Source organism: Nostoc flagelliforme FACHB-838 (genome assembly GCF_014698065.1).
GTDB lineage: Bacteria > Cyanobacteriota > Cyanobacteriia > Cyanobacteriales > Nostocaceae > Nostoc > Nostoc flagelliforme_B.
Genome location: NZ_JACJSI010000174.1, coordinates 1 through 12730, shown reverse-complemented (window position 1 = coordinate 12730; position 12730 = coordinate 1). Strand labels below are relative to the sequence as shown.

The 12730-nt window shown below is 42.0% G+C and carries 12 protein-coding genes and 2 pseudogenes; 9 read left to right on the top strand and 5 right to left on the bottom strand.

Annotated elements, in window-relative coordinates; translation table 11 throughout:
• The first annotated feature begins 168 nt into the window (after positions 1–168).
• Positions 169–315 carry a hypothetical protein gene (locus H6G97_RS35535; RefSeq protein WP_242055715.1) on the top strand — a complete coding sequence of 49 codons (147 nt, stop codon included), beginning with the start codon at positions 169–171 and terminating at the stop codon, positions 313–315.
• A 13-nt stretch (positions 316–328) separates the two neighbouring features.
• Here the strand turns inward: H6G97_RS35535 and H6G97_RS35530 are convergent, their stop codons facing one another.
• The 3 genes from H6G97_RS35530 to H6G97_RS35520 all read right to left on the bottom strand — a co-directional run bounded on the left by H6G97_RS35530 (position 329) and on the right by H6G97_RS35520 (position 3793).
• A complete protein-coding gene (locus tag H6G97_RS35530) occupies positions 329–2614 on the bottom strand; it encodes an FAD/NAD(P)-binding protein (RefSeq protein ID WP_190945197.1) in 2286 nt (761 codons plus the stop codon).
• A gap of 333 nt (positions 2615–2947) precedes the next feature.
• The gene (locus tag H6G97_RS35525) at positions 2948–3124 is read right to left on the bottom strand and encodes a hypothetical protein (protein ID WP_190945195.1); all 177 of its coding nucleotides are present in this window, start codon (positions 3122–3124) and stop codon (positions 2948–2950) included.
• Between the two features lie 213 nt (positions 3125–3337).
• Positions 3338–3793, bottom strand: coding sequence for a hypothetical protein (locus tag H6G97_RS35520; protein ID WP_190945193.1), 456 nt, complete (start codon positions 3791–3793; stop codon positions 3338–3340).
• Positions 3794–4004: 211 nt separating this feature from the next.
• Here H6G97_RS35520 and H6G97_RS35515 point away from each other — a divergent pair, with 211 nt between their 5' ends.
• The 6 genes and pseudogenes from H6G97_RS35515 (at position 4005) to H6G97_RS35490 (ending at position 9702) form a co-directional block, all read left to right on the top strand.
• A complete protein-coding gene (locus tag H6G97_RS35515; RefSeq protein WP_190945191.1) occupies positions 4005–4661 on the top strand; it encodes a class I SAM-dependent methyltransferase family protein in 657 nt (218 codons plus the stop codon).
• A gap of 3 nt (positions 4662–4664) precedes the next feature.
• Positions 4665–5888 carry a glutathione S-transferase family protein gene (locus H6G97_RS35510; RefSeq protein WP_190945189.1) on the top strand — a complete coding sequence of 408 codons (1224 nt, stop codon included), beginning with the start codon at positions 4665–4667 and terminating at the stop codon, positions 5886–5888.
• 82 nt (positions 5889–5970) lie between these two features.
• Complete coding sequence (locus H6G97_RS35505; protein ID WP_190945187.1) at positions 5971–6663, top strand: class I SAM-dependent methyltransferase; 693 nt, start codon at positions 5971–5973, stop codon at positions 6661–6663.
• Positions 6664–6840: 177 nt separating this feature from the next.
• Positions 6841–7634 (top strand): annotated as a pseudogene (locus tag H6G97_RS35500) (IS5 family transposase).
• Between the two features lie 64 nt (positions 7635–7698).
• On the top strand, positions 7699–9348 hold the full coding sequence (locus tag H6G97_RS35495; protein WP_190945185.1) for an FAD-dependent oxidoreductase: 1650 nt from the start codon (positions 7699–7701) through the stop codon (positions 9346–9348).
• A 12-nt stretch (positions 9349–9360) separates the two neighbouring features.
• The gene (locus H6G97_RS35490) at positions 9361–9702 is read left to right on the top strand and encodes a 4Fe-4S binding protein (protein WP_190945184.1); all 342 of its coding nucleotides are present in this window, start codon (positions 9361–9363) and stop codon (positions 9700–9702) included.
• A 9-nt stretch (positions 9703–9711) separates the two neighbouring features.
• On the opposite strand, the pseudogene H6G97_RS53440 reads toward H6G97_RS35490, so the two are convergent.
• Together H6G97_RS53440 and H6G97_RS53435 are read right to left on the bottom strand one after the other, a co-directional pair.
• Positions 9712–10110 (bottom strand): annotated as a pseudogene (locus H6G97_RS53440) (2OG-Fe(II) oxygenase family protein); the annotation flags it as partial.
• A 12-nt stretch (positions 10111–10122) separates the two neighbouring features.
• The gene (locus H6G97_RS53435; protein WP_242055714.1) at positions 10123–10704 is read right to left on the bottom strand and encodes an isopenicillin N synthase family dioxygenase; all 582 of its coding nucleotides are present in this window, start codon (positions 10702–10704) and stop codon (positions 10123–10125) included.
• Positions 10705–11083: 379 nt separating this feature from the next.
• Between H6G97_RS53435 and H6G97_RS35480 the strand changes: the two genes are divergently transcribed.
• Positions 11084–12121 (top strand): NADP(H)-dependent aldo-keto reductase, encoded by a 1038-nt coding sequence (locus H6G97_RS35480; protein WP_190945182.1) that lies wholly within the window; start codon positions 11084–11086, stop codon positions 12119–12121.
• A 103-nt stretch (positions 12122–12224) separates the two neighbouring features.
• Entirely contained in the window at positions 12225–12446 is a 222-nt protein-coding gene (locus tag H6G97_RS35475) for a hypothetical protein (RefSeq protein ID WP_199349878.1), read from the top strand.
• Positions 12447–12730 lie beyond the last annotated feature (284 nt).

Sequence of the window (12730 nt, the reverse complement as noted above, 5' to 3'; positions counted from 1 at the left end):
TTTAGGTAAGGCTGGTAGTATTGCCTACATAGATGCTATTGAACAAATTACTGCAAGGACTAAAATTGAAGCTTTAGATCGTTCAATTGAGACTCTCAAACAGGGTTTAAAAGATTTAGTCGAAGAAACTTCCAAATATAATAAAGAATAACAGTGGTTCGCGATGGAATGTCGCGAACCATTCTTTCTTTTCCACATCCCGTGAAAAGTCAGGATCCAGATGCCATAGCTCAAACTTATCTCAGCATTCTCCGCCAACCTCGCAATGCTTGGACTTGGGAAGTGGAATTGCGTCCCTGGGTAGAAAAATTTTGATTTTCACTTTGCTCTAGATATACATAGCAAAGTAATCATTGTAGATTTCTGTATTAGTCATAACTGTGAGTTCTATTTGTTTTTGTTCTTCATTTGTGACTGAACTTGTAGCCGGATCTAAGCTTTCTTGGGGGATAAAATCACCACAGTATTCATTCGCCGGTACAGTCGCATTCATCTTCTGGGGATAACTCAATTTGAGATTATTCATGATGGTAATGAATTGACTACGGCTACGGTTACTAAATCTGGGATTAAGCCGCTTTTCTTCGCCAATGGTGGAAACTGTGCGCCCTTTATAATCATGGGCAGGATACACCAAAGTATCATCTGGCAAGGTGAATAAGCGTTGTGTCACTACATCATATAAAGTTCCAGCATCGCCTCCCTGAAAATCTGTGCGTCCACAACCACGAATAAATAAGGCATCACCAGTTAACAGATGGGTTTTGTTCACCAAATATGCTATGTGGCTGGCGCTGTGTCCTAGGGTGAAAATTGTTTCAATGATTACCGATCCCACCTCTAGGATTTCGCCACCCACAAGGGAGCGATCGGCTTTTGTCACAGCAGTATTCTGGGGAACAATCACCTGAGCGCCTGTTTTTTGCCTGAGTTTCCCTGCCCCTGTAATGTGATCGGCATGAAGGTGAGTTTCTAGACAGTAGCGTAGCTTTAATCCCAATTCATCCAATGATTCCAAATCGCGGTCAACTTGGGTTAGTACAGGATCAACTAGAACCGCATCTCCTGTCTGCCGATCGCCAATTAAATAAGTATAACTACTAGTTTCCGGGTCAAAAAATTGCCGAAATAGGAAAGTTGACGGGGGTATCCCTGCACTGCGTTCGCTTAACAAAGGCATCGTTGGAATAGGACGCACACGCACTGGTAGCGATCGCAATAACACCTCGGATAATTCCTGCGCCTGTCCCCGTAATTCTGGAACAGCAATAGTTTCCCACAGGTCGCCTTTACGCGGAGTTCCCAAGGTATAGAGAAGTTGGGAAACTTCACCGTCTGCTGTATATAAAGCACCCTGAGTATCTGTATCTAATCCTAAACCGATGGCATTGGGGCGAATTAAATTTTGCGATCGCAAATCAGTAATTAGGGGATGAGGCGATCGCCGATAATCTGCTGCTACCCCTGTACAATTCACCACCCGACTGACCTGTAAGGTATGATTAATGTGGGTTTTACGCTGGTGTATGGTTACATCTACACCGTCCGGCAAAGCTTGATATTCTTGAATCCGTCCGGCAGAGATGGTAAGTTGACCAGAATCGAGCATTTTAGTGACGACATCTGCCACTTGTGGGGCAATGCGGTGACGATGCACGTCCCAATAGGGTGTAAGATGACGCAAAAAACGTTGCTGTTCACCGGTTGGTAGTTTTTGCCAGATTTTTTGATTCATGGGACGCAGAGAATCAATTACTGCTCGCCAGTCGTAGCCTTGGGTAGTAGCAACTTTTACCTCCGCACGCAGCATCTGTAACCAGCAATGCACACTTTTTGGTGAATTTTCTAGCGTCAAGAAACAGGGATAAGGTTGAGCTGCTTGATGTTTTAGGGGAAATAATCCTCGTCGGGACACAGCATAAATTTTACCTCGATGCTGGCGATCGCTCAGAGATAAAACCATATCTACCATCGTCAGTCCCGTACCAATTAGCAACACAGGTGCATCAGCATCAAGATCTGCTAGGGCATCGGCTGACCAAGCGTTCCGTAGATAATCATCATTACTGTTTGCGTTTTGAATGGCGGGGGGTGCAGAAGGTGAGTTCCCCAATGCCAACACAACTCTGTCTGCGGCAAAACAACGACCACTACGCAGAGAAATCATTACGCCTTTTCCTTCAGGCTGTACCCCTACCACTTCATCGGTCAAGCGTTCTAGTTGTACATCACTAGGCGCTGTGACTTCTGCTTCTGCTAAAACCGATTGAATGTATAAGCCATAGACCTTACGAGGTATGAAGGTACTAGCATTGACTTCTTCTGAAAAAAATGCTGTTAACTCATCGCGGTTGTATTGTAGCCAACGCAGCAGATGTCCTGGATCATGAGCAAATGCACTCATGTTACCTGCCGATACATTCAGCAAATGACAGTTGGTATCTGTGCTGTAGGCGATTCCCTTGCCAATTTGATCGCTACGCTCAATTAGCTTAATGGTGAGGGGTTGACTGGCTGTTTTCAATAGGTGGGTAGCAACTAGAGAACCACTAAAACCTCCGCCAATAATTGCGATCGTGGTGGGAGTGTGGACAGTTAAAAAACTAGGGTTCATGGTGGTTTTAGTTAGAATCTATAGCTACGCTGATTTCATCAAGTCTCTTTTTTGGGACTAAATGCCTTTTAAACCCAGATGAAAAAATTAAGACTTGATTGCCGATAAATTCTTATAATATCTGTTTTGAAGAATTAAGTACATTTAATTGATAAGTTAACCGTAGTTTTGATTGCCCAAGTCAAAGAGTAGGGAATTGTTACATCTGTCAGAGCGATCGCTAAAACTTGGCGGATGGTGTCTTGCTTGAAGAAATTTTACAATGTTTGCCTCACCTCACCCTGGTACAAGTTTTTGATAGGTTAAATTATTACCGGGATGAACCAGATGAAATTAGTGATGACACAGATAGGAATCTACTTCCCGTTGGATTCGCCCCTGTTTCCAATAAGTGACAAATTCTCCCCTGACACAGCGAAATCCCTGACCAAGTTGCCGTAGTTTAGGGGTTAGTAGCTCAATATCGAGTTTAGAAAAGTCAACTCCATCAAATTTACCGGAATTAGCCATTTTTTAGAGCTTTGCGGCAACGGCGAGTGGCAAGATGTTTGGCCAGGGCAAGCATCTGAGCGTTAACCACAGCCCCGCCAGAGTCGATAGCTTCCAGCAGTTTCTTAGCGGCAATGCCTGAAACGGGCTTATATTGTGTCTGGAGAGGATATTTCATGGTATGGCATATAGTCTTTGTACCTAATTACAGATGTTTAAGGGCTAGATCAGTCCTTAAACATCTGTAAGTCTTGATTGGAGAAGTTTCTGGAAAGCGAGAAGTCCGCCTTGAGTATCCCAATGTTCCTTAAACGTGGACAAATCCTCTAGCTTCATAGCATTACCGCCTCGGTAATCAAGGACTGCTGGATAATCAAATATGGCATCTGCCTTGGCTGCTACAGGTGGGTTACTGCAATCAATCGCCCATAGCACCTCAACAATGCGGTAGATATTGTAATCACCTTGCCAGTCTTCACGTTCAGATTGGCGATCTAAAACTTTGACCAGATGCGTAACATACCCGTGTTGCCGAAGCAAGATCAAATCATTTCTTTCAGGTCGATTGGCATTGGCTTCATCATCTTTCCAAGCTAACTTGAATAGTTCAGAAACTTTCAATTCAGAGTAAGCATACCCACCATCAGGAGGTTTTACATTTTTAGTCCACTTGAGATGCTGCAAATTCATTTTTTCTTTCACCAGGTTCGTCCTTATTTTATGGCTAATTATTATACGAAGTACTATGTATAAATACTTTGTTAAGGATGATTATACGGAATAAGACTTGATTTTATATAAATGTTTGTGATACTCTGCCTTCAGTTATAAACTACAGTTAATCGATAAGTTATTCGTAGTTTACGAATACACAATGTGCATTAAATGAGAATCACCCCTTATGCCAAAAGATTGGTATGAATGGCACGACCTCTACAACACTGAGCCAATATTGCAGCAGCGTCTAGAAATCGTGCGGGAATACATTGCTTATAGCTTGAATGCCTTGCCAGATGGCGCTATCCGGGTAGTAAGTGTTTGCGCGGGTGATGGGCGAGATTTACTAGGAACTTTAAAAAATCACCCTCGTGCAAAAGATGTATATGCAAGACTTGTAGAACTCAACCCCCAGTTAGTTGAACGGGGACGAGCAACTATAGAATCATTGGGTTTGACAAAGCAAATTGAATTTATCAATGGTGATGCAACTCTTGCCACTAATTATCTAGGAGCAGTACCAGCAGATATTGCGATCGCATGTGGTGTGTTAGGCCATGTGGCTGAGAAAATTGAACTCAATCCCTTAATCAATAACTTGAGTTTTCTGAGTAAAAAAGGTGCTTTTTTTATCTGGACTCGCGGACATTCTGACAGTATTTCCTACTCTGACAATGTGCGGAAAATTTTGATTGCATCTGGATTTGAAGAAGTTAACTTCAAACTCACTGCTACAGGAGACATGGGTGTAGGTCTTCATCGATACCTTGGTGAAAACTTACCTCAACCCAAAGAGCAACAGTTATTTGTGTTTTCTGGCGTTCCTAGTAAAGCGAGGTAAAAAATGTCTATTCAAAACACAGTATCGAGTTGGGAAGAAGTTTTAGAAACTGCTAGAAAAAATACCTCTGCACGTAGGGTAAAGAGGACAGGACAATCTCCTTCTACTGCACCAATACCCAGCAGTTTACATAAACTTCCCCCAAACACGCAACCACCAGTCTTGCTTTATCGAGATACTAATTCTTGGTGTCCTTTCTGCGAGAGAGTTTGGTTTGCTCTGGAAGAAAAGGAAATTCCCTTTGCAACGGAGTTTATTGATTTAACTAATAAACCTAAATGGTACACTGACCTAGTTCCCACAACGCTTGTGCCAGCAGCAAAAATTGAGGGAGAGTTAGTATACGAATCTAAAGATATTCTTTTAGCTTTAGAAGAAAAGTATCCACATCCTGCATTATTGCCTGAGAATCCAGAGGAAAATGTTGTTGCTAGGCAGTTAGTTGAAGAGGCTGAGACTAACGGTTTTAGAGATATTGCGTACAAATTCTTGAGAGAAGCACCTGTAGATGCTGATGAGTTGGCAAACTTACAAGTAGCATTTGAGGCTAAATTAGATGAAGTTGAGCAAGCTTTGGCTAAATATCCTGGCCCTTACTTTGTAAGTACGTTTAGCTTAGTTGACATTCTATATAGCCCCCATCTAGATAGATTAGCGGCTAATTTACCTGTATATCGAGGATATCACCTCAAAGGAAATCCTCGCTTTCCTCGCATTAATGCTTGGTTTGATGCACTTAATCAGCGTCCTGCTTATCACAGAGTGAAATCGGATAATATCACCAACAATTTACTGTTGCGTCGCAGATGGGGTGTAGAACCGATCGCCAATCCTTTACCTCTGGATGTGGCAGATAGTGAGAAAATTCAATATCGAGCCGAAGCATCTGAGAGATTGAGCGATAATCGGGAAGTTGCGATCGCAGATGTTATCAAAAATTCTGGAGTCCAAGCAATAGCAGCAGATGGTGACTTTACCACAGTTAAGGACGCTGTTGATTTTCACTTGCGACAACTGGCTGATTATCTGATTCATGGCAATGGTGCAACTTTACCGGGTGGAAGGACTGGTGGTAAAAATAGCAGCATTGATCCTATCTTTGCTGCTGTGGGTGCTATTACTTTCGCATATTTGAGAAATCGCATCTGCGCCCCGCGTGATATGAGTGCTGGTGCAGCGACGGCGTTTCGGGCTGCGATCGATAAATTGTTGACATCTGTTTATTGATATTGGGGGTTGAAAGAACGAACCACAGAGGCGCAGAGGACACAGAGTTAGAGAATGAAGAAAAGATTTTCAGAGATATAGCATGACAACTGATGTGATTCAACAACAAATTGAGTACTATCGTGCCAGAGCTAACGAATATGATCAGTGGTTTTATCGAACTGGTCGTTATGATCGTGATGAAGAACTTAATCAACGATGGTTTGATGAAGTAGCAATCGTTAAAACTGCCTTGCACCAAATTGAGCCAGTCGAACACATTTTAGAACTCGCTTGTGGTACAGGAATCTGGACGCAAGAACTTTTACAAAAGGGGCAGAAAATTACAGCGATTGATGCTGTTTCTGAAGTCATCGAGATTAATCAACGAAAACTTCAATCCCCCAAAGTTAATTATCAGCAATGGGATTTATTTACTTGGGAACCCCATCAGCAATACGATTTAGTATTTTTTTCTTTCTGGCTGTCTCATGTTCCCCCTATAGAACTTAATTCGTTTTTCCAGAAAGTTTCTCGCTCTGTTCGCCCTGGAGGACAAATATTTATGATTGATTCTCGATTTGAACCAACCTCTACTGCGAAAGATCATATTCTTAAAAATGATGAAAATCTTTATAAGATGCGTAAATTAAATGATGGTCAAGAATTTAAAATTGTTAAGATTTTCTATCGGACAGATGAATTGAATAACGAATTAGTTAAGGCTAAATTTCAAGCCGAAGTGAAGCTGACAGATAACTATTTTATTTATGCTTATGGTCAAAAAATTACCTAACTTTTAATGGGATATTGAAAAAATAAACATGAAAACTAATACCAAAATCAGTTGAAGCTGCGGAGGCTGGGGGAGAAAGATATTAGAGGCTATTTATAAAGTAAATCTAAAGGAGAACCATCAGGTAAAAAGGCAGCGATAAGATACTGTTTATGCAGTGTATTTACATAGAAAAAAATGAGACGAAAGTCTTATTCTACAGACCTTAATGACTCAGAATGGGCAATTTTAGCTCCTTTGATTCCACCCGCTAAATGCGGTGGCCATCCCCGAACAACTGATATGCGAGAAGTATGCAACGCTATCTACTACCATCTGAAAACAGGTTGTCAGTGGGATATGCTTCCAGGGGATTTTCCTCCTAGTTCAACTGTTTACAGGTACTATCGTAAATGGCAAAAACGAGGTATTTGGGAGCAAATGAATCATACTTTGCGCGATCAAGTTCGTCAAAAAATGGGGAAGTCAACTCAACCTACTGCGATCCCGGCAGATAGCCAGTCGGTAAAAACGACTGAAAAAAGGGGGATGTGTACGGCTTTGATGGTGGCAAGAAGGTAAAAGGACGAAAGCGGCAAACTTTGGTTGATAGTCTGGGACTCTTGTTAAAAGTGGTTGTAAGTGAAGCAAATGCTGGAGAAAGATTACTTGCCGCCTATGCTTTGATGGAACTATTAGAAGAGCGTCCAGAATTACTGGAAAAAGTTGAAGTCATCTGGGTTGATTCCGGCTATGACGGTGATAAATTTGCGCTCTCTGTTTGACTGATGATTCAAGCTCATGTTGAGGTAATCCGGCGTACTAATCAAGAATTTCAGGTTTTGCCCAAACGGTGGGTAGTAGAAAGAACATTTGGCTGGTTTAACCAGTACCGTCGTCTCAGTAAGGATTATGAGCGTCTTCCAGAAATGAGCGAAGCTGCCATATATGCCGTTATGACTCGTATTATGCTACGTCGTCTAGTCGTCTAAAGATTTACTTTATAAATGGTCTCTTAAAACCAAATTGTGAACTACTAAAAAGGAGAACAGGGAATTGCTAACAGTCCATAGTGAAAATGAACTACAATTATCTGCTGATGTACTGGTAATTGGTGGTGGCCCTGCCGCAGCATGGGCAGCGTGGGCAGCCGCATCCCAAGGTGTCAAAGTCATCATTGTTGATAAAGGTTTTCTGGGTACGAGTGGTGCGGCGGCGGCTAGTGGTAACGGCATCATGGCTCCTTCTCCAGAGAATTGGGACAAAGTTTTATCGGAGCGTTATCGCATAGGAAAAAACCTCGCTAACTCACGTTGGATCGAGCGTGTTATCGAAAAAACTTGGCTGAGTTTACCTAGCGTGGAAAGTTGGGGCTATCGTTTCCCTAAAGAAGATGGGGAATCTGTGCGTCAGAGTTATTATGGCCCTGAATATATGCGGGTACTCCGCAAAAACCTTTTGCGTGTTGGTGTGCAGATTCTCGACCAAAGTCCGGCTCTAGAGCTTTTATTGGCTGACGACGGCTCAGTAGCGGGAGCAAGAGGTGTGCAGAGGCAACATCATCGTACCTATACCGTTCGTGCTGGTGCAGTAGTCTTAGCGAATGGCGGTTGTGCATTCTTGAGTAAAGCACTAGGTTGCAATACCAATACAGGTGATGGACTGCTGATGGCAGTAGAAGCCGGCGGGGAACTTTCTAGTATGGAAGCTTCTAATCACTATGCTATTTCGACGGCTTTCAATGCGACTGTAACGCGGGGTGTCCCCTTTGGCTGGGCTAGTTATACGGATGAAGCAGGCAATGATCTCGGTGGATATACCAATGGTCGTCGCGATCCATCGTTCCTCCCTAATGCTCTGTTGAAAGGCCCCGTTTATGCTCGTTTGGATCGAGCCACACCAGAAGTTAAAGCAGTGGTTGAAAAATCTCATTTCATCGCTTTTCTACCCTATACCAAAGCTGGTATTGACCCTTATACAGAACGAGTGCCTGTGACACTTGTTTTGGAGGGTACAGTCCGTGGCACTGGTGGGATTCGGATTGTGAATGATGATTGCGCTACAAAGGTTCCTGGCCTCTACGCTGCCGGTGATGCTGCATCGCGGGAGTTTTTAGCCGGTTTAGCTTCTGGGGGTGGTGGCCCCAATGCTGCCTGGGCAATTTCTACAGGGCAATGGGCTGGAGTTGGTGCGGCGGCCTTTGCTAAAAGTCTGGGCGCTCATGCAAATGAACGGGTTGCGCGTCCTGCTGGTCAAGTGGGATTGGGATCATCGCCCTCACACACTTCTGAAACATTCGATAGTGAAGCGATCGTGCGGGGTGTACAAGCCGAGATGTTCCCTTTGGAGAAGAATTATTTGCGTTCTGAGCAGGGACTTTTGGATTCTCTTGCTAAATTAGAGAAACTATGGGAGCAAGTACAAGGCAACCCGAAACAAGATAGTGTGCGCGATGTGGAATTTTCTCGTCGAGCGGCTGCTTTGACGGCTGTAGCACGATGGGCATATTTTAGCGCGTTACATCGCACGGAAACGCGCAGCGAACATATTCGCATAGACTATCCCGAAACCGATCCAAATCAGCGTTATTACCAAGCAACAGGCGGCTTAGATAAGCTTTGGGTGAGGCGTGATTGGATTACGGATACTCCTGCTACACCACCAGTAATTACCACTCAAACCACACCCTCTGTATCAAAGTTGTAGCAGGAGCATGTCATGATCGAACTTGTCAGCCATAAACTCTGTATCAATTGCAATTTGTGCGTCCAAGTGTGTCCTACCAACGTCTTTGACTCCGTACCCAACCAACCACCTGCGATCGCCCGCAAGGAAGACTGTCAAACTTGTTTCTTATGTGAGGCTTATTGCCCTGCGGATGCACTCTATGTTGCACCTGAATCTCATACCAATGTTGCAGTCAATGAGGATGATTTAATTGAAAGTGACATCATGGGCGAATATCGTCGGCTCTTGGGTTGGGGATATGGTAGAAAAAACAATAGTGAATTGGATACAGCTCATAAACTGCGCCAACTACCGCGTCCTTATCAAAGTTAATTTGGGTGTCTAAAGCACTGTTTGGCGAAGTTCTGGAAAGACTTTAGATACTTTATTCAAGAGATATTCGCCATAAGTGCCGCGAAATTCGTGAACACTGGCTTTATCCCAGCGATCGCTTTTATCATCATTCACTACTACATCCTTCAATTCAATGGGTTTGACTTCAACGTTGAAATTGGGATCAAAGAAAAACGGGAATGAAAGGCGATGACTTGTTGATAAGTTCTGAACGCGGTGGGGTGTTGAGCGATACAGCCCTTGAGTCATGCGATCGAGCATATCCCCAATGTTGCATACGAATGAACTAGGAATAGGAGGTGCATCTATCCAACCAGATTTGGACTTGATTTGTAATCCACCGACATTATCTTGCTTGAGGATAGTTAACACTCCATAATCTGTATGTTCGCCAACACCTCATGCAGATTGAGATGATGAATTAGGAGGATAATTGAAAATCCGAAATAATCTCAATGGGTCTTTTGTATAACGGTCTGCAAAATAGGACTTTTCTAAACCTAGACTTAAAGCAATACCAGCCATCAGGATATGTCCGAGTTGAGTCATTGAGTCTATATAATCCAGTACTGTTTCCCTAAATTGGGGAATGTTGGATGGAAAAAGATTGCGACCGTGCATTGGTATACCGGCTTTCACAAGTGGGTGATTTTCTTCTAATTCTGAACCAAAATAAATACCTTCTTTTAAGTCTGGTTTACCTGATGTTAACTCGTTACCCACGGGGAAATATCCTCGCCAGGCTTTACCACCAATAACCATACGTATTTTCAATTTAGTTTCTACATCTTGCGCGAAGAACTGTTGACTGAGATGTTCTAGTTTCTGTTGTAGTTGTTCATCAATTCCATGTCCAACAATATAGAAGAATCCGTAATCTTGGAGAGCTTGTCTGATTTGCTCTGCAATTACATCGGCAGAGTTGTTAGTTTGAAAAATTAGCCCACTAATATCGATGATGGGAACTTGTAAGAGTGTCATGCTTGTATTTTCGTAATCGTAGATGAAGCAATCACTCAAATTATATCTAAGTCAAGGTTTTAAAATAATTCAAGACCGCTAATTTTAAAAAAATTTAGCGGGGGACTCAAACCCTTTTAATTACGAATTACGAATTAGTAATTATGTTGAATATGGCGATCGCTGAATTTTGTCAAGTATTTAGATAAGCATTTTTTCAAAAAAAGTTTGTAAATTTTATCGCAACACAAGTAATTCGATGTACATACCGTAGTATTATCTAAATAATTCTGGTGGATTCTCAAAATCAAAAATACTTCATAGGATAAGCAGCAATTATCGAGTAACGCCAACTGAGCAATAAAATTTGTCAATTCAATAGTGAAATTATCCCGAAATTATGGAATATAACCAATTAGGCAATAGTGACCTTAAAGTTTCTGAAATTTGCCTCGGCACAATGACCTATGGGCGACAAAATACTATAGAAGAAGCGCATCAGCAGCTAGATTATGCAATTAATCAAGGAATTAATTTTATAGATGCAGCTGAAATGTACCCTGTACCACCCAGTGAAGAAACCTATGGTTTAACCGAAACTTATATTGGAGAATGGTTAAAGCATCAACAGCGAGATAAATTAATAATTGCTACTAAAATTGCGGGGCCTGGTCGCGGCTTTAAATGGTTACGTGGTGGTGCGGAAGGAATTGAACGAAACAATATCAAACAAGCGATAGATGATAGTCTCGCAAGATTACAGACAGACTATATTGATTTATACCAAATCCATTGGCCCGACCGTTATGTTCCTCGTTTTGGACAAACAGTTTTTGACCCCAGACAGGTAAAGGAAACAGTTCCCATTGCCGAACAACTGGAAGTTTTTGCTGATGTAATTAAAGCAGGTAAAATCCGTTATGTCGGGTTAAGCAATGAAACACCTTGGGGCGTTGTACAATTTAGTCAAGCAGCAAAACAATTAGGATTACCTAAAGTTGCTTCCATCCAAAATGCTTATAATTTACTTAATCGAGTTTTTGATGGCGCACTTGCAGAAACAGTTTATTACGAAAACATTCCTTTACTAGCTTATAGTCCTTTAGGATTTGGCTATTTAACTGGTAAATACCTCAACGGTAAACCAGAAAAAACCAGAGTGACTTTGTTTGAAAACTTTGGTCAGCGTTATTTAAAACCAAATGTGCAAGAAGCAGTAGCAGCTTATGTAGAAATAGCTAAACGTCATCAATTGAGTCCTGCACAATTAGCTATAGCATTTGTGCGGAGTCGTTGGTTTGTTGCTAGTACGATTATTGGTGCTACCACACTAGAACAACTCAAAGACAATATAGAAAGTATCAATGTAGTTCTCGACAAAGATATTTTGGCAGAAATAGACATAGTTCATACTCAATCTCCAAATCCAGCACCTTAATTGAAAATTAAAAGTAGGTTGAGTTAAGCGCAGCGCAACCCAACAAATTAATGCCAATTTTGGGTTTGAAAACAGTTCCTAATCCTTATATCCACTTAAAATTATGACGATCGCAACAGCATCAGTTGACCAAAATACTATTCGTCGCCGTGGTACTGGTTTAAGAGCTTATAATCCTGACAAAGCATTCAAGGGATATACACTTTTTACACCTCTTACAGGTAAGGGAGAAGTATATCTTCTGAATCTAGAAGGAGAAGTAGTACATCAATGGAATTTGCCATATTCACCGGGTTTATATGGTTATCTTCGGTCGGTTCGCTGATTTAAAAAGCTAGAAGAGGAATTAATGCACTGTAAAGCTTATGGAGCTTAATTAGATAGGATTCTGGTAAGCACTTATCCAGGTACAAGGTAAGGGAAAGTGTAAAGTGACTGCGGTATTCCCATCAGAGTTAAAATTTGTTGTTGAAGTTCACGGAGTTAAGTCATTTCGTAGCTGCCGTCTCGATGAAAATACATTGTTATACCATTGAAAGCATTCAACAACTTTTCTGCTGTTGGTTTGGTTGTGTGGCGCTTGGGATTACCATCATACAGACCAGCCAA

What these genes read in the sequence shown, in the direction of transcription:
- H6G97_RS35525 (WP_190945195.1), bottom strand. Translation starts at nt 3,124, where the DNA reads ATGGCTAATTCCGGTAAATTTGATGGAGTTGACTTTTCTAAACTCGAT.
- H6G97_RS35520 (WP_190945193.1), bottom strand. Translation starts at nt 3,793, where the DNA reads ATGAATTTGCAGCATCTCAAGTGGACTAAAAATGTAAAACCTCCTGAT.
- H6G97_RS35490 (WP_190945184.1), top strand. Translation starts at nt 9,361, where the DNA reads ATGATCGAACTTGTCAGCCATAAACTCTGTATCAATTGCAATTTGTGC.
- H6G97_RS35515 (WP_190945191.1), top strand. Translation starts at nt 4,005, where the DNA reads ATGCCAAAAGATTGGTATGAATGGCACGACCTCTACAACACTGAGCCA.
- H6G97_RS35505 (WP_190945187.1), top strand. Translation starts at nt 5,971, where the DNA reads ATGACAACTGATGTGATTCAACAACAAATTGAGTACTATCGTGCCAGA.
- H6G97_RS53435 (WP_242055714.1), bottom strand. Translation starts at nt 10,704, where the DNA reads ATGACACTCTTACAAGTTCCCATCATCGATATTAGTGGGCTAATTTTT.
- H6G97_RS35535 (WP_242055715.1), top strand. Translation starts at nt 169, where the DNA reads ATGTCGCGAACCATTCTTTCTTTTCCACATCCCGTGAAAAGTCAGGAT.
- H6G97_RS35530 (WP_190945197.1), bottom strand. Translation starts at nt 2,614, where the DNA reads ATGAACCCTAGTTTTTTAACTGTCCACACTCCCACCACGATCGCAATT.
- H6G97_RS35510 (WP_190945189.1), top strand. Translation starts at nt 4,665, where the DNA reads ATGTCTATTCAAAACACAGTATCGAGTTGGGAAGAAGTTTTAGAAACT.
- H6G97_RS35475 (WP_199349878.1), top strand. Translation starts at nt 12,225, where the DNA reads ATGACGATCGCAACAGCATCAGTTGACCAAAATACTATTCGTCGCCGT.
- H6G97_RS35480 (WP_190945182.1), top strand. Translation starts at nt 11,084, where the DNA reads ATGGAATATAACCAATTAGGCAATAGTGACCTTAAAGTTTCTGAAATT.